This is a genomic window from Kitasatospora sp. NPDC051705, assembly GCF_044453265.1.
In the GTDB taxonomy this organism is placed as follows: domain Bacteria; phylum Actinomycetota; class Actinomycetes; order Streptomycetales; family Streptomycetaceae; genus Kitasatospora.
The window spans coordinates 156529-179406 of sequence record NZ_JBITCO010000015.1 but is presented as its reverse complement, the minus strand read 5'-3'; the positions used below and the strand labels follow the sequence as shown (position 1 = coordinate 179406).

At 74.6% G+C, this 22878-nt stretch carries 13 protein-coding genes; 1 reads left to right on the top strand and 12 read right to left on the bottom strand.

The window, feature by feature from the left end:
- Positions 1–121: 121 nt before the first annotated feature.
- A complete protein-coding gene (locus tag ACIA8Q_RS20765; protein ID WP_360204829.1) occupies positions 122–2596 on the top strand; it encodes a YfhO family protein in 2475 nt (824 codons plus the stop codon).
- A 103-nt stretch (positions 2597–2699) separates the two neighbouring features.
- On the opposite strand, the gene ACIA8Q_RS20760 is transcribed toward ACIA8Q_RS20765, so the two are convergent.
- The 12 genes from ACIA8Q_RS20760 to gatA all read right to left on the bottom strand — a co-directional run bounded on the left by ACIA8Q_RS20760 (position 2700) and on the right by gatA (position 22865).
- Positions 2700–6059 carry a S8 family serine peptidase gene (locus tag ACIA8Q_RS20760; protein ID WP_396317529.1) on the bottom strand — a complete coding sequence of 1120 codons (3360 nt, stop codon included), beginning with the start codon at positions 6057–6059 and terminating at the stop codon, positions 2700–2702.
- Positions 6060–6315: 256 nt separating this feature from the next.
- Positions 6316–6477 carry a hypothetical protein gene (locus tag ACIA8Q_RS20755; RefSeq protein ID WP_360204824.1) on the bottom strand — a complete coding sequence of 54 codons (162 nt, stop codon included), beginning with the start codon at positions 6475–6477 and terminating at the stop codon, positions 6316–6318.
- 282 nt (positions 6478–6759) lie between these two features.
- Positions 6760–8343 (bottom strand): phosphoglycerate dehydrogenase, encoded by a 1584-nt coding sequence (gene serA, locus ACIA8Q_RS20750; RefSeq protein WP_360204821.1) that lies wholly within the window; start codon positions 8341–8343, stop codon positions 6760–6762.
- Positions 8344–8572: 229 nt separating this feature from the next.
- Positions 8573–9571, bottom strand: a complete 999-nt coding sequence (ilvC, locus tag ACIA8Q_RS20745; protein ID WP_360204818.1) for a ketol-acid reductoisomerase — start codon at positions 9569–9571, stop codon at positions 8573–8575.
- Between the two features lie 114 nt (positions 9572–9685).
- Positions 9686–10210 carry an acetolactate synthase small subunit gene (gene ilvN / locus ACIA8Q_RS20740; protein ID WP_030302941.1) on the bottom strand — a complete coding sequence of 175 codons (525 nt, stop codon included), beginning with the start codon at positions 10208–10210 and terminating at the stop codon, positions 9686–9688.
- Between the two features lie 76 nt (positions 10211–10286).
- Positions 10287–12140 carry an acetolactate synthase large subunit gene (locus ACIA8Q_RS20735; RefSeq protein WP_360204813.1) on the bottom strand — a complete coding sequence of 618 codons (1854 nt, stop codon included), beginning with the start codon at positions 12138–12140 and terminating at the stop codon, positions 10287–10289.
- A gap of 333 nt (positions 12141–12473) precedes the next feature.
- Positions 12474–15407: an EAL domain-containing protein gene (locus ACIA8Q_RS20730; protein WP_360204873.1), complete on the bottom strand. Its 2934-nt coding sequence runs from the start codon at positions 15405–15407 to the stop codon at positions 12474–12476.
- Between the two features lie 474 nt (positions 15408–15881).
- The gene (locus ACIA8Q_RS20725; RefSeq protein ID WP_396317528.1) at positions 15882–18938 is read right to left on the bottom strand and encodes an AAA family ATPase; all 3057 of its coding nucleotides are present in this window, start codon (positions 18936–18938) and stop codon (positions 15882–15884) included.
- A 134-nt stretch (positions 18939–19072) separates the two neighbouring features.
- Positions 19073–19231, bottom strand: coding sequence for a hypothetical protein (locus ACIA8Q_RS20720; RefSeq protein ID WP_360204809.1), 159 nt, complete (start codon positions 19229–19231; stop codon positions 19073–19075).
- A 309-nt stretch (positions 19232–19540) separates the two neighbouring features.
- Positions 19541–21052 carry an Asp-tRNA(Asn)/Glu-tRNA(Gln) amidotransferase subunit GatB gene (gene gatB, locus ACIA8Q_RS20715; protein ID WP_360204806.1) on the bottom strand — a complete coding sequence of 504 codons (1512 nt, stop codon included), beginning with the start codon at positions 21050–21052 and terminating at the stop codon, positions 19541–19543.
- 77 nt (positions 21053–21129) lie between these two features.
- The gene (locus tag ACIA8Q_RS20710) at positions 21130–21369 is read right to left on the bottom strand and encodes a hypothetical protein (RefSeq protein ID WP_360204803.1); all 240 of its coding nucleotides are present in this window, start codon (positions 21367–21369) and stop codon (positions 21130–21132) included.
- A complete protein-coding gene (gene gatA / locus ACIA8Q_RS20705; RefSeq protein ID WP_387902331.1) occupies positions 21366–22865 on the bottom strand; it encodes an Asp-tRNA(Asn)/Glu-tRNA(Gln) amidotransferase subunit GatA in 1500 nt (499 codons plus the stop codon). Before gatA ends, ACIA8Q_RS20710 begins: the two co-directional genes overlap by 4 nt.
- Positions 22866–22878 lie beyond the last annotated feature (13 nt).

Here is a 22878-nt window from a genome sequence, read left to right as displayed (position 1 = left end):
AGGCTACTTGGCAAGGCCGTCCGGAACGCCACCCCTTCGAAGGAGCGCGTACGTCGTTTTCCGCGCCGGGGGCGCAATGATGGTGGCGGATCCGGGGTCACTGGCAGAACGGGGCGCGTGCGTGAGGGCCGAGCGGCGGCGGGAGGTGCTGGTCTGCGGGGGTGCGGCGGGGCTGGCGGCGGGCGGGTACGCGCTCGCCGCAGGACTGCACGGGGCGTGGCCGACCGGAGCCGGCGAGGTCGCCGTGCCGTACCACGCGCACCTGTGGGACCTGCTGCACGGCCGGGCCGCCGGGGACCTGCTGTTCAACTGGAACAGCGGCTACGGCGTGCCGTTCCTGGCCGACTTCTTCGCCTACCTGATGAACCCGTTCTCCTGGCCCACGGCGCTCCTCCCCCGCGACCAGGGGCGGCTCGCCGTGTTCCTGGTCGTGCTGGCCAGCATCGGTCTGGGCACCGCCCTGATGGCCCACCTGCTGGGCCGGCTGCACACCGGCCCGCACTGGCTGCGGGCGCTCGCCGCCGTCGGCTACGGGCTCTGCGCCTGGGTGCTGGACGTGGGCGGGGCGGCGCCGATGTGGCTCTGGGGGCTGGTCTCGCTGCCGCTGCTGGGCCTGGCCGCCGACTGGTGCCTGCACGAGCGGCGCTGGGTGGCCGGCTCGCTGTGCGTCACCCTCGCCTGGGCCGGCAACCTGTACACCGCCGCGCTGGCCACCCTGGCGGCCGGCCTGTTGCTGGCCGTCCGGCTGTTCACCGCCCCGCGGCCGCTGCGGCAGCGGGTCCGGGTCACCGGGCGCGCGGTCACCATGGCCACCGTCGGGATCCTGCTCGCCGCGCCCGTGCTGTTCGTCGCCGTCCGCGCCGCGCACACCGCCCAGCCGGAGTCCCCGGTGCAGCCGCTCGGCCCGTCGGGGCTCGGCGGGCACCTGGCGCAGCTGCTGCCGGCCGCCCACGGCGGTCTGCCGCTGCCGGACGTCGCGATCGGCGTGCTGGGGCTGCTGCTGGTGTGCGGGCTGCCGTTCAACCGGCGGGTCCGGGTGCGGGAGCGGGCGGTGTGGTGCGGGGCGCTGGTGCTGGTGGGGCTCGGCTTCGTGTGGACCCCGACGGTGCTGGTCTGGCACGGCCTGGCGATCCCGGCCGGCGGGCCGTACCGGGTGGCGTTCGTGCTGAGCGGCCTGCTGGTGCTGGCGGGCTGGGTGTCGCTGGCGCACCGGCCGGACGGGGTGACCCTGCTGGGCGGCGCCGCGGTGGTCGCGCTGATCGCCGGGCTGGCGGCGGGCCGGCACTCGGTGCGCGCCTCGACCTGGCTGCTGCTGGCCGTCGGCGGTGCCGTGGTGCTGGCCGCGCTCCGGGTCCTCGACCGCCGGCACGCCGACCGCCGGGCGGGCGCCGTGGCCACCTGGGTGCTGGGGGGCGCGGTGCTCGGCAACGCGGTCTGGTCCGGGTACGCGGCGCTGGGCGCCGTCCCGCCCGGGGGCGCCCCGGAGTCCGCCGTCCGGGCCGGGTACGCGGCGGTGCGGGGCGCCGCCGACTGGCCGCTGGGCCGCAGCGACCCGGGGCCGCACGCCTTCACCACCAACGACCCGCTGCTGCTCGACGGGCAGGGCGGCGGCTACTTCAGCGGCTACCTGCCGACGGTCGTCGCCCTGCTGCTGCACGACCTGGGCGCGGGCTGGACGGCCGGCGGCCGGCAGACGGCCAGCGTCACCGACCCGGTCGGGCAGGCGCTGTTCGCCGTCCGCGCGCACCTCGACGACGGGCCGCCCCCGGACGGCTTCGTCCAGGGCCGGGCCGCCGCGCCGCCGCTGGTCACGGTGCTACCGCCGGGCGCCCGGACGGACACCGGCTCGGTCTGGTCCCGGCAGGAGTCGCTGCTCGGGGAGCGGGTGTACGAGGCCCCGCTGCCCGTCCCGGCGGGCGGCCCGGCACCCACCCTGCACGGCAGCAGCGGCTGGTCGCTGCCCGGCGGCGCCGAGGGCACGGTCCTCACCGTGGCCTGCACCCCGGGCGGGACGGCCTACTTCCACGGCGTCTGGTACCGGGGCACGGTCAGCGGCCTCGGGACGACCTTCGAGAGCGACGGCGAGCAGCCCACCACCGCCGTCGCCGTCCACCGGCTGGGGCCGGTCCCGGCCGACGGGACGGTCCGGGTGACGCTGCGCTCCGACACGGTGAGCCAGCTCCCCGCCCGGCCGGTCGGATGCCTGCGGGCCGGCGCCCTGGAGGCGGCCGTCGCCCGGCTGACCGCCACCGGTGCCACCCGGGTGACGGCGGGCGGGCACACGCTGTCCGCGGCCCTCCCGGCCGGGTCGACGGGCACCGCGCTGGTCTCCGTCGCGGCCACCGACGGGTGGGGCTGCGCGGCCGGCGGCGGTCCGCGGGTGGCACCGACGCCGGTCCTCGGCATGATCGGCGTCCCGCTGGGCGGCGGCGCCGACCGGGTGGACTGCTCCTTCCGCCCGCCCGGTCTCACCGAGGGCCTCACCGTGGCCTCCGGCACCGCCGGCCTGCTGGCGCTGGTGCTCGTCTTCGCCCGTCTGACGCACCGGCCCGCGCGCCCGTCCCGCGGCGCCCGGCGGCGGGCCGCCGCGGGCTGACCGGACGGCCTGGGCGAACGTCCGACGGGCCGCGGCGGCGGGGGACCACACGGAGGGGCGGTCCCGCCACCCGGCGGGACCGCCCCTCCACGGTGTCCGGTCGTCAGGGGAGGGCGATCACCTGCCCGCGGCGGTCCGCCGGGTTGAGGTGGTGCAGCAGGAGCAGCCGGGACCGGTCGCCCACGGCGCGGTGGACGGCGAGCACGGTTCCGGAGTGGACGGGGGCGGCGAGGGCGACCGGTCCGGTGGTGCCGACGTGGACGTCCAGCGCGGGGTGCAGGACGTCGATGGCCACGGTGGGGCGGGTGCCGCGCAGCCCGACGGCCGAGTAGGCCTCCGCCGGGTCGGGCTTCCCGGGGCCGGCGGCGCCCGTCCAGACGCCGTAGTGGACGGTGCTGTGGCCCTCCCGGACGCCGGGGAGCGCGCTCAGCCGGACGGGGAGCACCAGGACGTCGCTGTCCAGCAGGTCGGTGTCGGTGTCGCCCCAGTGGGCGTCGAGCGGCTGGACGTCGAGTTCGGCACCGGTGCGGGCGTCCAGGGCGCGGGAGACCAGGACGTCGCTGCCGCGCTGCCGGTCGGCCTTGAGGATGACGTCGGTGGTGCCGTCCCCGTCGGTGTCGAGGGAGGCCCGGACGCCGAAGAGCCCGACCGGGGTGGCGGCGGGGGCCCAGAGCCTGGCGCCGACGTAGAACAGGTCGGGGGTGGCGCCGGCCCCGACGGCCCGCAGGTTGGCGACCCGTTCGCCGGGGTGTTCGACGCAGACGTCCTGCGCCGGGTAGGCCGCCTCGGTGGCCTCCTCGGGCCCGATGCCGGCGCCCGGTCCGGCGGCCGCGCCGCTGCCGGACGGGCAGTCGGCCCAGCGGGCTCCCTCGCCGCCGAGGGCGAGCGCGGTGACGAGTCCGGGCCGGTTCCCGGGGGCGTCGCTGCCGGCGACCGCGAGCAGGGTGCCGTCCCGGGTGGTGCGGGCGGCGGTGGTGGCCGCGTGGTCGGTGGCGGCGCGCGGCGCGGCGAGCACCGGGACCCGCAGTTCCGGCAGGGCCGGGTCGGTGACGGGGGTGAGCAGGACGCGGCCGGAGAGCTCGCCGCGGTAGCTGCGGGCCAGGCCGCCCTGCACGGTGTCCAGGGTGGGGTCGGGGGTCCGGCCCAGCTCGCCCGGGACGGACAGCGTCACCCGGATCCGCGCCGTCCCGCCGGCCGGGACGTCCACCCGGGCGGGCGTCACCTCGAAGGCGGCGCCGGGCAGTTCGGTGGCGGCCGCGTAGCCGGTGCGGTAGCTCAGCGGCCGGTCGGCGTGGTTGCTGACCTCGATCTCGCGGTCGAGGGCGGTCGGCCCGCCGATCTCGACCGGTCCGAAGGAGACGCCGACGGCGCCCTCGGGCGCCCCCTCGCCGGTCGCGTAGGCGACGACGGGGGTCCGCACGGCGCGGTCGGCCTGGGCGCGCCCGGCGCCGGTGCGCTCGGGGCCGTACACCGGCCCGCCGTGGTCGTCGCCGAGCCAGGTGTCGACGCTGGTGTTCATCAGCGCGGCCTTGAGCTGCTCGACCGGCCAGTCGGGGTGCACCGCGCGGACCAGCGCGGCGAGGCCGGCGACGTGGGGGGTGGCCATCGAGGTGCCGTCCTCGCGCTGACCGCCGCTGCCGCTGCCGACGAGGGCGGACCAGATGGTCTCGCCGGGGGCGGCGAGGTCCGGCTTGACCAGGCCGGGCACGCCGATGCCGCGGGAGGTGAAGTCGGTCAGGGTGTCGGTGCGGCCCGGCTGGTCCTGGGAGACGGAGCCGTGCAGCGGGTTGCCGGGAGCGGCGAGCCGGATCCGGACGGGGCCCGCGGCGGCGGCCTGCCGGAGCCGTTCGCCGTCGGCGCGGGCCAGCAGGGCGGCCGGGATCCGCTCGTTCCCGGCGATCTCGGCGAGGTGGTCGGTGTCGGCGGCGTAGAGGACGCCGATGGCGCCGGCGTCGGCGGCGTGGTCGGCGCGCGGGCCGGAGTTGCAGGCCCGGTCGGGCTCGCGGGTGCGCCAGGTGAGGACGGCGACGCGGCCCTCCAGGCGCTGCCGGTCGGCCTCGCTGAAGGCGGCGCAGCCGTCGGACTGGTCGGCGGGCAGCCCGAGCAGGCCGCTGACGTCGGCGGTGGCCCAGCCCTGGTAGCGCTCGCTCCAGTGGGCGGGGACGACGCCGGCGAGGTCGGCGGGGGCGAGCACGGTGAGGCCGTCGGCGTCGCTGTGCGGGTCGACGGAGGCGGCGACGGCGACGGCCCGGGCGGCGGTGCCGGGGCTGCCGCCGACGCCGTAGACGTCGCCGTCGTTGCCGGCCGCGGCCACCACGACGGTGCCGAGGGCGGCGAGCCGGTCGACGGCGAGGGCGTCGGTGTCGTCGGGGTTGCCGAAGTGGCTGCCCAGGGAGAGGTTGACGACGTCGAGGCGGTCGGTGAGGTCGCCGTCGCCGTTCGGGTCGGCGGCGAGGTCGAGGGCCTGGGCGAGGCGGTCGGTGGAGCCCGCGCAGCCGAAGACCCGGATCGCGTAGAGCTGGGCGCCGGGGGCGGCGCCCGGGCCGATCCTGAAGCCGGCCGGGTCGAGCCCCGGCCGGTAGGGGCCGGTGTACGGGCGGCCGTCGGCGGTGACGCCGTACCCGGCGGCGGTGCCGGCGACGTGGGTGCCGTGCCCGTTGCGGTCGCAGTCGATCGGGTTGTCGCTGGGGTGCGGGACGGGCTGGTGGTTCGGGGAGGACGGGTCGGGGTCGTAGTCGTCGCCGACGAGGTCCTTGCCGCCGACCACCTTGGCGTTGGGGAAGAGCTCGGGCGGCGCGGGCTTCCCGCGTTCGACGGAGCGGAAGGCGGCCTCGGTGCCGGGGCCGCCGAAGTCGGCGTGGGTGTAGTCGATGCCGCTGTCGACGATCCCGATCCGCACCCCCCGGCCGGTGGTCCCGGCGGCGCCGGCCTGGTCACCGCCGGCTCCGGCCCAGACCTGCGGGGCGCCGGTGAGCGGCACGGAGTGCGCGTTGTCCCGCTGCTTGCGGACGATCGGGTGGACGGCCAGCACGCCGGGCAGCGCGCGCAGGGCGGGCAGCCGGCCGGCGGGCACGTCGACGGCGAGGCCGGTGAGCAGGGTGCGGGTGCGGTAGAGCTCCCGGGTGGCGGGTGCCGCGCGGTGCACGGCGGCGGCGGCGCGGTCGAGGGCCTCGGCGGCCCTGGCCTGCTGGGCGGCTCCGGCGTCGGCGGCCTCGCGGCGGACGGCCTCCGGGGAGCGCCGGGCCCGGCGGGCTCCGTCGGCGGCGCGCCGCCAGGCGGGGCCGGCCGCCTCGGTGGTGAGTTCGAGCAGGACGGAGGCGGTTCGCCCGGCTCCGGCGGGCGCCGTCGGGGGGTGCGGCGGGCCGCCGGAGGCCGGGGCGGCGGCGAGCGCCGCGGTCCCGGCCAGCAGGGCGAGGGTGAGGCCGATCCTGGCGACGGTTCGGCGGACGGGTGGCAGGCGCACTGGGCCCTCTCCCCCGGGAGGGGGACTGATCCGCACACCGTGTCGCTGACGCCCGCCCGCGCGGCCGTCGATCACCCTTCCGGGGGCCCCAAATTAGGATGATCGCGCCGGGCGGGGCGAGCAACTTCCCCCGGACGGAGGCCGGTTGCACTCGACCGGGTGAACCGGCGTCAGCCCGGGCGGCCCATTAGGCGGATGAACGCCGACGGCCGCCCGGCCCGGCGGGGCGATCCCGCCGGAGGGCCGGCCCGACCCGTCAGAGGTGGCCGGTCACGCCGCCGTTGTCGCGGCGGTCCAGCGAGCGCTGCAGCGCGGCGGCGGCGAAGGAGTTCCGCTCGGCGGTCCGGCGGCGGCGCGGGGCGCGGACGGGGGTGGCGGCGGGGGCGGGGGCGGCGTGGCGGTCTGCGGTGGTAGGCATACCGGGCTCCTTGGGGGCATGCGTGCAGGGGCACGCAGAGGGTTGGGGAGGGGTACGCGCGGAGCAGGGGTCTCCTGCCGTGGGGGCGCACGCGCACACGGGCCGCGCGCCCTGGCTACAGGGGCGGCACATCGTGTGGCTCTTCCACGGTACGACCAGGTCGGGGCCGTGTCTGCACGAATACTTGGATTTCCTAGTATCTGAGACGCGGCTCACCCCGAGGAACGCAGCGGGGCCCGGACCGCCGGCGAACGGCGGTCCGGGCCCCGTGGGCCTTCGGGCTCAGGCGCCCAGGTCGACCGAGCGGGCGAAGCGGGCGCCGATCTCGGCGGCGATCGCCGACAGCACGTCCTGCGGGATCTGGCTGTCCACGGTGATGGAGGCGAGCGCGCCGCCGCCGTCCCGCGCCACCTGCATGCCGGCGATGTTCACGCCGGCGTCGCCGAGGTGGCGGCCGAGCACGCCGACCACGCCCGGGCGGTCCTCGTACTTGAAGAACGCCATGTGGTCGGTGAGCGCGACGTCCACGTCGAAGGCGTCCACGCCGACGATCTTCTGGGTCTGCTTCGGGCCCGCCAGCGTGCCGGAGATGGCGATCTCCTCGCCGTTCGCGAGCGTGCCGCGGACGGTGATCACGTTGCGGTGCTCGGGGCTCTCGCTGGAGGTGGTCAGGCGGACCTCGACGCCGCGCTCCTGGGCGAACAGCGGGGCGTTGACGTAGGACACCGTCTCCGCCACCACGTCCTCGAACACGCCCTTCAGCGCCGACAGTTCGAGCACCTTGACGTCGTGCTGGGTGATCTCGCCGCGGACCTCGACGTCGAGCCGGACGGCCACCTCGCCGGCCAGCGCGGTGAAGATCCGGCCGAGCTTCTCGGCGAGCGGCAGGCCCGGGCGAACGTCCTCGGCGATCACGCCGCCCTGGACGTTGACGGCGTCCGGTACCAGCTCGCCGGCGAGCGCGAGGCGCACCGACTTGGCGACGGCGATGCCGGCCTTCTCCTGGGCCTCGTCGGTGGAGGCGCCCAGGTGCGGGGTGGCGACCACGTTGTCGAAGGCGAACAGCGGGGAGTCGGTGCACGGCTCCTTGGCGTACACGTCCAGGCCGGCGCCGGCCACCCGGCCGTCGCGCAGGGCGCTGGCGAGCGCCTCCTCGTCGACGATGCCGCCGCGGGCGGCGTTGACGATGCGCACGGTCGGCTTGACCTTGTGCAGCGCCTCGTCGCCGATCAGGCCGATCGTCTCGGGGGTCTTGGGGAGGTGGACGGTGATGAAGTCCGAGACCTCGAGCAGCTCCTCGAGGGTGACCAGCTTGACGCCCATCTGGGCGGCGCGGGCGGCCTGGATGTAGGGGTCGTACGCGACGATCTTCATGCCGAAGGCCGACATCCGCTGCGCGACCAGGACGCCGATCCGGCCGAGGCCGACCACGCCGAGGGTCTTCTCGCTCAGCTCGACGCCGGTGTACTTGTTGCGCTTCCACTCGCCCTGCTTCAGCGCGGCGTTGGCCGGGGCGATGTTGCGGGCGACGGAGATCAGCAGGCCGCAGGCGAGCTCGGCGGCGGTGACGATGTTGGAGGTCGGCGCGTTGACGACCATCACGCCGGCCTTGGTGGCGGCGGAGACGTCCACGTTGTCCAGGCCGACGCCGGCCCGGGCGACCACCTTGAGCTTGCGGGCGGCGGCCAGCGCCTCGGCGTCGACCTTCGTCGCGGAGCGGATCAGGATCGCGTCGACGTCGGCGATCGCGGTGAGCAGCTCGGTGCGGTCGGCACCGTTGCAGTGGCGGATCTCGAAGTCGGGACCGAGGGCGTCGACGGTGGCGGGCGACAGCTCTTCGGCGATCAGAACGACGGATTTGCTCACGACAGTGTGTCCTTAACTGTCCGGTTCTCCCCGGCACGGAGGTGGCGTGGAGGCGGGGGGAAGGTGGCATGCCGCGTAGGTAGACGCACGACGCTGTGGGCCTGACGCGCACTCGGAAGTGTATCGACGGGCTGGGTACCAGGCTGCTCCCGTCCGGCGAAATCACCCGGACGGGAGCAGCCTACTTGTACAAGGGAGTTGCGGAACGGGAGCGGACTCCCGCGCGGGGTCAGGCCTTCTCGTTGACCCAGCTCATCAGCGAGCGCAGCTTCTTGCCGGTGGTCTCCAGCAGGTGGTCCTCGTCGGCCTTCTTGTACTCGTTGTACTTGGGCAGACCGGCCTTGTACTCGGCGATCCAGGTGTTGGCGAAGGTGCCGTCCTGGATCTCGGCGAGGACCTTCTTCATCTCGGCCTTGGTGTCGGCGGTGATGATCCGCGGGCCGGTGACGTAGTCGCCCCACTCGGCGGTCTCGGAGACCGACCAGCGCATCTTCTCCAGGCCGCCCTCGTACATCAGGTCGACGATGAGCTTCAGCTCGTGCAGGCACTCGAAGTAGGCGATCTCCGGCTGGTAGCCGGCCTCGACCAGGGTCTCGAACCCGGCCTTCACCAGGGCGGCGGTGCCACCGCAGAGGACGGCCTGCTCACCGAACAGGTCGGTCTCGGTCTCCTCGGTGAAGGTGGTCTTGATGACGCCGGCCTTGGTGGCGCCCAGGCCCTTGGCGTAGGACAGCGCGAGGGCGAAGGCGTTGCCCGAGGCGTCCTGCTCGACGGCGACGATCGCGGGGACGCCGCGGCCCTCCTCGTACTGGCGGCGGACCAGGTGGCCCGGGCCCTTCGGGGCGACCATGCAGACGTCGACGTCCGCCGGGGGCTTGATGAAGCCGAAGCGGATGTTCAGGCCGTGGCCGAAGAACAGGGCGTCGCCGGACTTCAGGTGCGGGGCGATGTCCGCCTCGTAGACGTCGGCCTGGATCGGGTCCGGCACCAGGATCATGATGACGTCGGCCTCGGCGGCGGCCTCGGCCGGGGTGACGACGCGCAGGCCGGCCTCCTCCGCCTTGGCGCGGGACTTGGACTCGGGCTTCAGGCCGACGCGGACGTCGGCGCCGGAGTCGCGCAGGGACAGCGCGTGGGCGTGGCCCTGGCTCCCGTAGCCGATGACCGCGACCTTGCGGCCCTGGATGATGGACAGGTCGGCGTCGTCTTCGTAGAACAGCTCGGCCACGGGGGCACATCTCCTTGCGTGGTGGTTGCCGGGTGCGCACTACCTACGGTAGGCGCACCGGCGGGGGTGTGGGGTTGCGCTTCAGCTGGTGAGACGGCCCGCGTCTCGGGGGTTTCAGGCGCTGCGGTCGAGGGCGCGCAGCGAGCGGTCCGTGATCGAACGGGCGCCGCGCCCGATGGCGACCAGGCCGGACTGGACCAACTCCTTGATGCCGTAAGGCTCCAGCATCCGGAGCATGGCCTCCAGCTTGTCCGAGCTGCCGGTGGCCTCGATGGTCACCGCGTCGGGGGACACGTCGACGGTCTTGGCACGGAACAGCTGGACGATCTCGACGATCTGCGACCGGGTCTCGTTGTCGGCGCGGACCTTCACCAGGACCAGTTCCCGCTGGATCGCAGCGGACTGGTCGAGCTCGACGATCTTTATCACGTTCACGAGCTTGTTGAGCTGCTTGGTGACCTGTTCCAGCGGGAGGTCCTCGACGTTGACCACGATGGTCATCCGGGACACGTCCGGGTGCTCGGTCGGGCCGACGGCGAGGGAGTCGATGTTGAAGCCCCGACGGGAGAACAGCGCGGCGATGCGGGCGAGCACGCCTGGCTTGTTCTCGACCAGGACGGAGAGGGTGTGCTTGGACATGGGGTTCCTCAGTCGTTCCCAGAGGGGCCCGGCGTAGCCGGACGAACGAAGGGTGGGGTCGGGTGGCGGGGCGGGCTCAGTCGAGGTCGTCGCCGAAGTCGGGCCTCACGCCCTTGGCGAACTGGATCTCGTCGTTGCTGGTGCCCGCCGCGACCATCGGCCAGACCATGGCGTCCTGGTGGACGATGAAGTCGATGACGACCGGGCGGTCGTTGATCTCCATCGCCTGCTTGATCACCGCGTCCAGGTCCTCGGGGCGCTCGCAGCGCAGACCGACGCACCCCATCGCCTCGGACAGCAGGACGAAATCGGGGATCCGGGTGCCCTGGGCCGGCGGCTCGATGCCGTCGTGGTCGGGGCCGGAGTGCAGCACGGTGTTGGAGTAGCGCTGGTTGTAGAACAGCGTCTGCCACTGGCGGACCATGCCGAGCGAGCCGTTGTTGATGACCGCGACCTTGATCGGGATGCCGTTCAGGGCGCAGGTGACCAGCTCCTGGTTGGTCATCTGGAAGCAGCCGTCGCCGTCGATGGCCCAGACCGTGGCCTCCGGCCGGCCGGCCTTGGCGCCCATCGCCGCCGGGACGGCGTAGCCCATGGTCCCCGCGCCGCCCGAGTTCAGCCAGGTGCCCGGCTTCTCGAACCGGATGAACTGCGAGCTCCACATCTGGTGCTGGCCGACGCCCGCCGCGTAGATCGCGTCCGGGCCGACCAGCCGGCCGATCCGCTCGATGACCTGCTGCGGGGAGAGCTGGCCGCCGGGGGCCTCCTCGTAGCCCAGCGGGTAGGTCTTCTTCCACTCGTCGAGCTTCTCCCACCACTCGGCGTAGTCGCCCTTGTGGCCGGCGTCGAACTCGGCCTGGACGGCCACGATCAGGTCGGCCAGCACCTCGCGGGCGTCGCCGACGATCGGCACGTCGGCCGGGCGGTTCTTGCCGATCTCGGCCGGGTCGATGTCCGCGTGGACGACCTTGGCGTACGGGGCGAAGCTGTCCAGCTTGCCGGTGACGCGGTCGTCGAAGCGGGCGCCGAGGGTGAACAGCAGGTCGGCCTTCTGCAGCGCGGTGACCGCCGGGACGGTGCCGTGCATGCCGGGCATGCCGAGGTGCTGCGGGTGGCTGTCGGGGAAGGCGCCGAGGGCCATCAGGGTGGTGACCACGGGGGCGCCGGTCAGCTCGGCGAGGATCCGCAGCTCGGCGGTGGCCTGCGCCTTGATGACGCCGCCGCCGACGTACAGCACCGGGCGCTTGGCGCTCACCAGCATCTTCGCGGCCTCGCGGATCTGCTTGGCGTGCGGCTTGGTGACCGGGCGGTAGCCGGGCAGCGAGGTCTCCACCGGCCAGCGGAAGGTGGTGGTGGCCTGCAGCGCGTCCTTGGCGATGTCGACCAGGACCGGCCCGGGGCGGCCGGTGGCGGCGATGTGGAACGCCTCGGCGATCACCCGGGGGATCTCGGCCGGGTCGGTGACCAGGTAGTTGTGCTTGGTGATCGGCATCGTGATGCCGCAGATGTCCGCCTCCTGGAAGGCGTCGGTGCCGATCGCCTTGGAGGCGACCTGGCCGGTGATCGCGACGACGGGCACCGAGTCCATGTAGGCGTCGGCGATCGGGGTCACCAGGTTGGTCGCCCCGGGGCCGGAGGTCGCCATGCAGACCCCGACCCGGCCGGTGGCCTGGGCGTATCCGGTGGCGGCGTGCCCGGCACCCTGCTCGTGCCGGACCAGGATGTGGCGCACCTTGGCGGAGTCCATCAGCGGGTCGTACGCGGGAAGGATGGCCCCGCCCGGGATGCCGAAGACGGTGTCCGCGCCCACGGCCTCCAGCGAGCGGATGAGCGACTGGGCGCCGGTCATGGTCTCGACGACGTGCTGGGGAGCGGGAGCGTGGGCGGCCGGGTTGTCCCCGCGGCGGGGGGATGCGGCGTGCTCGGTCATCTGCCTGTCTCTTCTCGGGTTTTTGCCGGCCCGGTGGCTGCGGGCCCCGGTGGTACGAGGGTGGGGTCCCGGTTCCGGGCCGATCGCCGGCTCTGCCTCAATCGTCCCGCGCTCCCCGGTGGATCGGGGTGGTCCGGAGCGTTTGGGGCCAGGGTTTTGCGGTGGTGGAACAGCGTCAGTGCAACAAAAAACCCCTCGTGCCCAGGGCATGCGAGGGGTGGCGCGTCGGTCTGTCACGAGCAGGGCCTACGAGCCCGCTCAGCCGACGCGCCCGCCAAGTACGAGAATTCGGGTGCGCATGGCAACGACCCTCCTCCTGCACGGGGGCGCATGTCAAGCAGGTGGGATCGCCGTCTCACCATGCGAGCCGGAGCCCGGGCCGGTCACCGCGCGGTGTTCGGGCAGGTCGGGGGCCCCGTGGCGGTGCGCGACCCGCCCGGCACCGCCCTCCCCGCGGACACCCGGACGGGTGTCCGCGGCCAGGTACGCCCGCCGGGCCGAGACCGAGCCCAGCGGTCTCGGCAGCGGATAGCCGCGGCGCACCAGCGCCCGGCGCAGCCGGGTCTCGTCCAGCGGGGGCGCGAAGGCCGAGCCCTGGCCCTGCCGACAGCCCAGCTCCTGCAGCGCGGCGACCTGCCGGGGCAGGTCCACCCCCTCCGCGGCGGTGACCAGCCCGAGGTCGCGGCCGAGCCGCAGGGCGTGCCCGGCGAGGGTGCGGCTGAGCGCGGACTCGCCGAGGTCCCGGACCAGCGAGCGGTCCAGCTTGAGACCGTCCAGGGGCAGCCGGGCCAGCGCCCCGAGCGAGCCGCTGCCGGCGCCGTAGCCGGCCAGCACGGTGGTGACCCCGAGGCGGCGGAGCGCGGCCAGCCGGCGGCCCAGCTCGTCGGCGAGCGGGTCCGGGCCCATCCGGGCCACCTCGATCACCAGCTCGCCGGCCGGCAGCCGGCTGTCGCGCAGGGCCGCGGCCACCGTCTCGTACAGGCCGGGTGAGCAGAGCCGCTCGGTGGAGAGCCGGACGGCCACCGGGACGCAGGCCGGCCCGGTGCGGCTGCGGCCCGGCCCCCCGCGCCGGGCCGCGGCGGCCGTCACGGCCTCCTGGACCAGCCAGCGGGAGAACCGGGTGGCCGCGTCGCCGTACTCCGCCGAGCGCAGGAACTCGGCCGGGGTGAGCAGCAGTCCGCCCGCCGAGCGCCAGCGGGCCTGCGCCTCGACCCCGGTCACCGCACCGCTGGCGAGGTCCACCACGGGCTGGTGGAGCAGGGTGAAGCCGCCCTCCCGGACGGCGACCCGCAGCCGCTCCTCCAGCTCGGTGCGGCGCTCCAGGTCGGCCCGCATGGCGGGGGCGTAGAGCACCACGCGCCCCTTGCCCTCGGACTTGGCGCGGTACATCGCGAGGTCGGCGTTGCGCATCAGCTCGTCGGTGGCGGCCTTCGGGTCGGCGGCCGGGCCCCGCTCGGGGGTGCCGAAGGCGATGCCGATGCTGGCGGCGACCCCGAGTTCGGCGCCGCCGATCCAGTACGGCGCCGAGAGCGCGACCCGCAGCCGCTCGGCGAGCTCCTGGACCTGGAGGCGGCCGAGCGGGCCGCAGACCAGGGCGGCGAACTCGTCGCCGCCGAACCTGGCCACGGTGTCCCCGCAGCGGACGGCCCCCTGGAGGCGGCGGGCGGCCTGCACCAGCAGCTCGTCGCCGACCTGGTGGCCGGCCGTGTCGTTGACGGCCTTGAAGCCGTCCAGGTCGAGGAAGAGCACCGCGACCCCGGCGCCGGCCTCGCCCTGCTGCCCGCGGGCGGCCAGGGCGGCCCGCAGCCGCTGCGCGAACAGCGCCCGGTTGGGCAGGTCGGTCAGCGGGTCGTGGAAGGCGTTGTGCTGCAACTGCGCCTGGAGCATGACCCGTTCGGTGACGTCCCGGCTGTTGAGGATCAGGCCGTCGCGGTGCCGGCTGACCGTCGACTCGACGTGCAGCCACTCGCCGCCGCCGGAGCTGATCCGGCACTCCACCCGGGCGGACGGCTCGGCGGTGCCCGGGCAGCGGTGGGCGGTGAGCCGGACCCGCGCCAGGTAGCGGCGGACCTCGGCGAGCACCCGGTCGACGTCCTCGGGGTGGACCAGGTCCAGCAGGTTGCCGCCGACCAGCTCCTCCGGGTCCCGGCCGTAGACGCCGAGCGCGGCCGGGGAGACGTAGGAGAGCACCCCGTTGGCGCCGGCGATCATGATGACGTCGCTGGAGCCCTGCACCAGGGAGCGGAAGTGCGCCTCCTTGTGGCCGAGCTCCTGGGCGAGCGACAGGTTGTCCAGCAGCATCACCCCCTGGCGCAGGATGAGCGCCAGCCCCACGGTGCAGGCGGCCGCGGCCACCACCCGGTCCAACTGCCGCCCGCCGAGGGCGTTGTAGAGGATCCCGGCGGTGCAGACCGCGGCGGCCGCGTACGGGGTCAGCGCGCTGAAGGTGGTGGCCACCCGGCGGCGCGGCGGGCCGCCGGCCGAGGGGTGCTCGCGCAGCGGACGGCGCCAGCGCTGCGACCACGGCGCCCAGGCCAGCAGCAGGCTGCCGGAGAACCAGCCGGCGTCCAGCAGTCCGCCCGAGTGGTAGGTGCTGCGCAGCTCCGGGGAGGTGAACAGGGCGTCGCACAGCACGGTGACGGCGAGCGCCACCATCGCGGTGTGCACCGCGGCCCGGTTGCCGTCCCGGCCGCCGAAGCGCAGCCCGACCACCAGGCTGACCAGCAGGATGTCCAGCACCGGGTAGGCGAGGTTGAGCGCCAGGCGAAGCGGCGAGCCGTCCTCGCCGGCGGCGATCCGGCCGAGCGCCAGGCTCCAGCTGAGGGTGAACAGCGAGCCGGCGATCAACCAGCCGTCGAGCAGCAGGCAGAGCCAGCCGGCGGCGGAGCGCGGGCGCTGGGCGAGCACCAGGAGGCCGGTGATGGCGAGCGGGGCGAACATCAGGAAGGCGTACTCGGCGAGCGAGTCCTTCGGCAGGTCCGTCCCGGCGACCAGTTCGTACCAGCCCCAGGTGCCGTTGCCGAAGGCGACCATCAGCGAGGAGAGGCCGAACAGCAGCCAGGCCGGGCGGGCGTGCCCGCCGACGGTGCAGCCGTACACGAGACAGGACAGCGCGGCCGCGAGGGCTGCCGCGGCCAGTCCGAAGTCCCCCATGAAGTTGGAGACTTGGCGGGATCCCCAGCCGGCCGCCGCGCCCAGGGCGTAGGCCAGGCAGAGCGCGCCGAGGGCGAGCCCGGGCAGCGCCCGGCTCTCCCGGAGCCGGCGCAGCGGGCGGCTGCGGGCCGGTCCGGCCGGGTCGGTGCCGGACGCGTCGGCGGGCGGCGCACCCGACCGTCCGGCTCCGGGCAGCACCGTATCGGTGGAGCTCACTCGGCCTCTCCCCCTCCGGCGCGGGGCCTGGCGCCCCGGCCACGGGCCACCGGCCGCGCACCTCTCGGCCGTACGCGGCGGCCTGGCGCCCCGTCAGGACGGTGGCCCAGGGGGCGGGCGGCCTTCCGGCCGCCGCACCGCACCGATGTTCCCAGTCGGGACCCTACACCAAATCCGTCACTCAATGACACGCACACTCAACTTAGAGTAATGGCGAGGAGGAGGGGTAAAGCACCTTAATCCGGCGGATCGGCCCGGTTGGCGGCGGCGCGCGGGGAGGGGCTCACGCGGCGCGCACGGGAGCACGTGACGGCGCCCGGCCGCCGGACCGCCCGGACCGCGGCGGTCGGGGGCCCGGCGGCCGGGCGTGGATCAGCGGCCGGCCGGGGTCAGGTCGTCCGGGAACAACCGCAACCGGTGCGCCAGCGCGGCCGCCTCGCCCCGGCCGCCGACCGCGAGCTTGCCCAGGATGTTGGACACGTGCACGCTCGCGGTCTTCGGAGATATGTACAGCTCCTCGGCGATCTGCCGGTTCGTCCAGCCGCGCGCGAGCAACCGGAGCACGTCCCGCTCACGGGGGGTGAGCCCGAAGGACTCCCCGGGCACGGGCACCGCCACCGATGCCGCCGGGGCCGCTCCCCCGGCCGCGGCCGGCGCCAGCGCCAGCCCGGCCCGGTCGGCCAGCCCGGTGATCTCCGCCAGCAGCGGGCGGTCCCCCCGGGCCGCCGCCAGCTCCCGCGCCTCGCGCAGCAGTTCGGCCCCGGCCTCGCGCCGCCCGGCCTGCACCTCCGCCTCGCCGGCCCGCAGCAGGGCCGCCGCGAGCGGGTACGGCAGACCGGTCGGCCGCAGCACGGCGACCGCGGCCGCCCAGTGCTCCGGGGTGTCGGCGCCCTCCGCACGGGCCAGCTCACCCGCCAGCAGCAGCGCCCAGCCGTCGTGCAGCGGTGCCCGCGGGCGCAGCCGGGCCGCCGCGGCGGCGATCGCGGCCAGCACCCCGGCCCGGCCGGGCCCGGCCTCCGGCAGGCCCCGGCTGTCCGCCTCCACGGCGGCGGCCTCCACCAGCAGCGGGTAGACGTCGGACTCGTACCCTGGCCGGGCGTCCTCGGCCAGCGCCGCGAGCAGTTCGGCCCGGGCCTCCAGCGGCCGCCCGCCGAGCGCGGCGACCCGCACCGCCAGCCGGCTGATCGGCACGCTGTGCTGCAGCTGGCCGACCCGGTTGGCCGCCCGGGCCTGCGCCAGCATGGTCGCCGCCCCGGCGCGGTCCCCGCGCAGCAGGGCGAGCTCGCCGCGCATCCGGTCCAGGAACTCGGCGTGGGTGCCGCTCAGGCTGGTCAGCTCGCAGGCCGACAGCACCTCGTCGGCCTCCTTCACCCGGCCCAGGTCGGTGAGCGCCTCGGCCAGGTTGCCGGTGAGGATGGTGCCGATGTTGCGCAGCAGCCCGCTGCCGTCCGCGTAGTCCAGGCCCTCGCGGGCCAGCGCCACCGCCTCCTCGGACCGGCCCAGCCCGCGCTGCAGACTGGCCAGGTTGTTGATGCCGCGCAGCAGCAGGTCGGGCACGCCCAGCAGGCGGGCCCGCTCGACCGCGCCGGCCAGCTCGGCCAGCCCGCCCTCGGCGTCGCCCTCGACGTCGTAGCGCAGGCCGCCGAGCGTCATCCGGGCGTGCACCTCGACCGAGTGCGCGCCGACCTCCTCGGCGATCCGGATCGCCCGCCGGGCGAGCTCGATGTGCTCGGGGCCGGGCTTCTTGAGCATCGCCACCCCGGCGCCGAGCGCGAACACCTCGGCCTGGACGGCGGACGGCGGCAGGTGCTCGACCAGCTGGTGCGCGTGCAGGATCTCCTCGTCGTCGCCGGAGCGGCGCAGGTTGCCCAGCATCCGGGCCCGGTTGATCCGGAACCAGGCCGCGCGCACCGGGTGCACCGACTCGTCGACCAGCCGCAGCCCGCGCTTGGCCAGGCTCAGGCCGCGCTCGCGGTCACCGCAGCGCCGGGCCGCGACCACCGCCTCGGCCAGCACGTCGATCAGCTGGATCCGGTCGCACTCCGGGTCGGCGGCCCCGTGGTCGCAGGAGCCGGGCGGGTACGTCTCGGCCCAGTCGTACGGGCGCAGGGTGTGCGCCAGCACGTCCTCGGAGACCATGTCCCACAGCTCCAGCGCCCGCTCCAGCATGCCCAGCTGCTCGGCGAAGGCGTTGCGGCGGCGGGCGGCCCGGGCCGCGTCCAGCGCGGTGGGCAGCGCCTTCGCCGGGTCGTGCGCGTGGTACCAGTAGTTGGCCAGCCGGGCCGGCAGCGCGTCGCAGGAGACCAGGTGCCGCTGCGCCTCGACGGCGAGCGCGAACTTGCGGTTGATCCGGTGCCGCTCGCCCGGCAGCAGGTCGTCCGAGACCGCCTCGCGGACCAGCGCGTGCCGGAAGCGGTAGCCCTCGCCGTCGCCGTCCGGGCGCAGGATGTTGGCCCCGACGGCCGCCCGCAGCGCCTCGATCAGCGCCTCCTCGTCGTCGTCCAGGACGGCGGCCAGCAGGGCGTGTTCGACGTGCGAGCCGCCCTCGGCGGCGATCCGCACCACCCGCTGGGCCTCCTCGTCCAGGGTCTCCACCCGGACCAGCAGGATGTCCCGCAGCGAGTCGGTGAGCCCGGCGCCGCAGCCGTCCTCGAAGGCGGTGGCCAACTCCTCGACGAAGAACGGGTTCCCCTCGGAGCGGCGGTGGATGCGGTCCACCAGCTGCCGGTCGGGGACGGCGGTGCCGAGGATGCCGGCCAGCTGGGCGGCGACCTCGCGGCGGCCGAACCGGGCCAGCTCCAGGCGCTGGACGGTGCGCAGCCGTTCCAGCTCGGCGAGGAAGGGCCGCAGCGGGTGCCGGCGGTGCAGGTCGTCGGTGCGGTAGGTGGCGATCAGCAGGACCCGGGACCGGTGCAGGGTGCGGACCAGGAAGGCGAGCAGCTCGCGGGTGGAGCGGTCGGACCAGTGCAGGTCCTCGACGGCGAGCACGAGGGTACGCTCCGCGCCGAGCCGCTCGAACAGCCTCGCGGTGTGCTCGAACAGCCGGGCCCGGCCGTACTCGTCGTTGGGTTCGCCGTCGGCCTCGCCGAACTCGGGCAGCAGCCGCGCCAGGTGGCCCTCGCTGCCGGCCGCCGCGGCCTCCAACTCGGCGCCCAGCGCACGGTGCAGCCTGCGCAGCGCGGTGGCCAGCGGGGCGTAGGGCAGGCCTTCGGCCCCGACCTCCAGACAGCTGCCGAGCGTGGTGAGCGCCCCGCCGTCCGCGGCCCGCTGCAGGAACTCCTCCAGCAGCCTGGTCTTGCCGACGCCTGCCTCGCCGCCGATCAGGACGGCCTGCGGGCTGCCGGTGCCGGCCCTGCGCAGGGCGACGGTCAGTTCGGTGATCTCGCTGCCGCGACCGACGAAGACGGGACTCACCGATATCTGCTGCATGGAGGCGAGCATGCCATAGCCGGACCCGGCGGGCCGAGGGGATATCCCGCCCGCTGGAAGCCCGGAGGGGGAGGCGCTCGTCTGCGGCGCCTCCCCCTCCGGAATCCCTTCGGCACCGACGTGGTGCCGGTCCGTCAGCATTCGCGCTGGCGCACGGCGCGCCGCTGGAAGCGGGCGGCCACCGGACGCTGCCGCAGACGGCGCGCCTCCTTGGCCTCGCGTACCAGGCGCTGGTGCTCGGCGCGGGCGGCAAGCTCGAGGCCCTGCTGCTGGATGAGCTCGTACTCGATCACTTCGGTTCCCCACTTCGGGTTTCGCACTGCGTTTCGCTGTCGAGTAAGAGCTTCCTCCCCCAGCGGGGGTCGCCACATCGGAAGCCTGACCGATCTTCCGGGCCCCGGATGCCTTAGACGGGCCCCTGGAACACGGCAAAGGCCCGGCCTCACTCCGATTCGGAGGTGAAACCGGGCCTTAGACCCTACTTAGGGGGCCTTAGACGCCTTAGATGCCTTAGGAAGTCCCTAGGGTCCTCTAGGCGGTGACGCCGAGGCGCTCCAGACGGTGCCTACTGACCTTCCACGCCGAGGCGCTCCAGACAGTGCCTACTGACCTTCCACGCCGAGGCGCTCCAGGATCAGGTCCTTCACGCGGGCGGCGTCGGCCTGGCCGCGGGTGGCCTTCATGACCGCGCCGACCAGCGCGCCGACGGCCGCGACCTTGCCGTCGCGGATCTTGGCGGCGATCGCCTCGTTCTCGGCGATGGCCTGGTCGACCGCGGCGCCGAGCGCCGAGTCGTCCGAGACGACGGCCAGGCCGCGCTTCTCGACGACCTCGTCCGGCTCGCCCTCGCCGGCCAGCACGGCCTCGATGACCTGACGGGCCAGCTTGTCGTTCAGCTTGCCCTCGGCGACGAGCGCGGTGACCCGGGCGACCTGCGCCGGGGTGATCGGCTGCTCGCTGAGCTCCGTCCCGGTCTCGTTGGCGCGGCGGGCCAGCTCGCCCATCCACCACTTGCGGGCCTGGTCGGCCGGGGCGCCGGCGGCGATGGTCTCCTGGATCGGCTCGACGGCGCCGGCGTTCAGCACCGCCTGCATGTCCTTGTCGGACAGGTCCCACTCGGCCTGCAGCCGGGCGCGGCGCACCCGCGGCAGCTCGGGCAGGCCCGCCCGCAGCTCCTCGACCCACGCCCGGGCGGGCGCGACCGGCACCAGGTCCGGCTCGGGGAAGTAGCGGTAGTCCTCGGCGTTGTCCTTGATCCGGCCGGAGGTGGTGCTGCCGTCCTCCTCGTGGAAGTGACGGGTCTCCTGGACGATGGTGCCGCCGTCGGTCAGCACCGTGGCGTGCCGCTGGATCTCGAAGCGGGCCGCCCGCTCCACGCTGCGCAGCGAGTTGACGTTCTTGGTCTCCGAGCGGGTGCCGAAGGTCTCGGTGCCGTTCGGGCGCAGCGACAGGTTGACGTCGCAGCGCATCTGGCCCTTGTCCATCCGGGCCTCGGAGACGCCGAGCGCCTTGATCAGCTCGCGCAGCTCGGCGACGTACGCCCGGGCGACCTCGGGGGCGCGCTCGCCGGCGCCGACGATCGGCTTGGTGACGATCTCGATCAGCGGGATGCCGGCCCGGTTGTAGTCCAGCAGCGAGTGGGTCGCGCCGTGGATGCGGCCGGTGGCGCCGCCGACGTGGCTGGACTTGCCGGTGTCCTCCTCCATGTGGGCGCGCTCGATCTCCACGCGGAAGGTCGAACCGTCCTCCAGCTGCACGTCGAGGTAGCCGTTGAAGGCGATCGGCTCGTCGTACTGCGAGGTCTGGAAGTTCTTGGGCATGTCCGGGTAGAAGTAGTTCTTCCGCGCGAACCGGCACCACTCGGCGATCTCGCAGTTCAGCGCCAGGCCGATCTTGACGGCCGACTCCACGCCGATCGCGTTGACCACCGGCAGCGAGCCGGGCAGGCCCAGGCAGGTCGGGCAGGTCTGGCTGTTCGGCTCGGCGCCCAGCTCGGTCGAGCAACCGCAGAACATCTTGGTCTTGGTGCCCAGCTCGACGTGGACCTCAAGGCCCATCACCGGGTCGTACGACGCGAGAGCGTCCTCGTAGGAGACCAGGTTCATGACGCTCACAGCGTCCCCTTCACTAAAAGTCTTGGGAGGTACGGGCCCGGCCGCCGCTCGCGCGGGGCCGGGCCGGGGCGCTCAGCTCAGCCCAGCAGCACGTCGTCGGAGCCCAGCCGGCGCAGCTCGCGCACCAGCAGGGCGGTGCCGGTGATCAGCGCGGCGGCGCCGACCAGGGCGTTGACCAGCTTGAGGGTGTCGCTCTCCTCGCGGGCCTTCCGGACGTCCTTGGCCACGGAGATCGCGCCGAAGGCGCTGGTGCCGATGGACAGCCACAGACCGGGCTTCGAGTGCTTGAAGCCCTTGGCCTTCTCGATCTTGCTCACAGTGCCGGTGCCTCCTCCAGCAGGGGGTGCCCCCACTTGTCGTTGAGTGCGGCCTCGACGGCGCCGCCCACGCGGTACAGGCGGTCGTCCGCCATCGCGGGTGCGATGATCTGCAGGCCGACCGGGAGATTGTCCTCCGGCGCCAGGCCGACCGGCAGCGACATGGCCGCGTTGCCCGCCAGGTTCGACGGGATCGTGCACAGGTCGGCCAGGTACATCGCCATCGGGTCGTCGGCGCGCTCGCCGATCGGGAAGGCGGTGGTCGGCGTGGTCGGCGAGACCAGCACGTCCACGCCGGCGAAGGCCGCGTCGAAGTCGCGCGAGATGAGCGTGCGGACCTTCTGCGCCGAGCCGTAGTAGGCGTCGTAGTAGCCCGAGGACAGCGCGTAGGTGCCCAGGATGATGCGGCGCTTGACCTCGTCGCCGAAGCCGGCCTCGCGGGTCAGCGCGGTGACCTCCTCGGCCGAGCGGGAGCCGTCGTCGCCGACCCGCAGGCCGTAGCGCATCGCGTCGAAGCGGGCCAGGTTGGAGGAGCACTCGCTGGGCGCGATCAGGTAGTACGCCGGCAGCGCCAGGGTGAAGGACGGGCAGGAGACCTCGACGACCTCGGCACCCAGCTCGCGCAGCAGCTCCACCGACTCGTCGAAGCGCTGCATCACGCCGGACTGGTAGCCCTCGCCGGAGAACTCCTTGACGACGCCGATCCGCATGCCGCGGACGTCGCGCATCCTCGCGGCCTCGACCACGGCCGGGACGGGCGCGTCGATCGAGGTGGAGTCCAGCGGGTCGTGCCCGGCGATGGCCTCGTGCAGCAGCGCCGCGTCCAGCACGGTGCGGGCGCACGGGCCGCCCTGGTCCAGCGAGGAGGAGAAGGCGACCAGGCCGTAGCGGGACACCGCGCCGTAGGTCGGCTTGACGCCGACGGTGCCGGTGACGGCGCCCGGCTGGCGGATCGAGCCGCCGGTGTCGGTGCCGATCGCCAGCGGGGCCTCGAAGGCGGCCAGCGCGGCGGCCGAACCGCCGCCGGAGCCGCCGGGGATCCGGGAGAGGTCCCACGGGTTGCCGGTCGGGCCGTAGGCCGAGTTCTCGGTGGAGGAGCCCATCGCGAACTCGTCCATGTTGGTCTTGCCGAGGATGACGACGCCGGCGTCCTTGAGACGGCTGGTCAGCGTGGCGTCGTAGGGCGGGATCCAGCCCTCGAGCATCTTGGAGCCGCAGGTGGTCGGCACGCCCTTGGTGGTGAAGACGTCCTTCAGGGCGAGCGGGACACCGGCCAGCGGGCCCAGCTCCTCGCCCCTGGCGCGCTTCTCGTCGACGGCCCGGGCCGCGCTCAGCGCACCCTCGGTGTCGACGTGCAGGAAGGCGTTGACCTTCTTGTCGACGGCGTCGATGCGGTCCAGGTGCGCCTGCGCGACCTCGACCGCGGACACCTCGCCGGTGGCGATGGCGGCGGCCGTCTCGGCGGCCGTCCACCTGATGATCGGAGTGGGGGTCATCTCGGTCATCTCG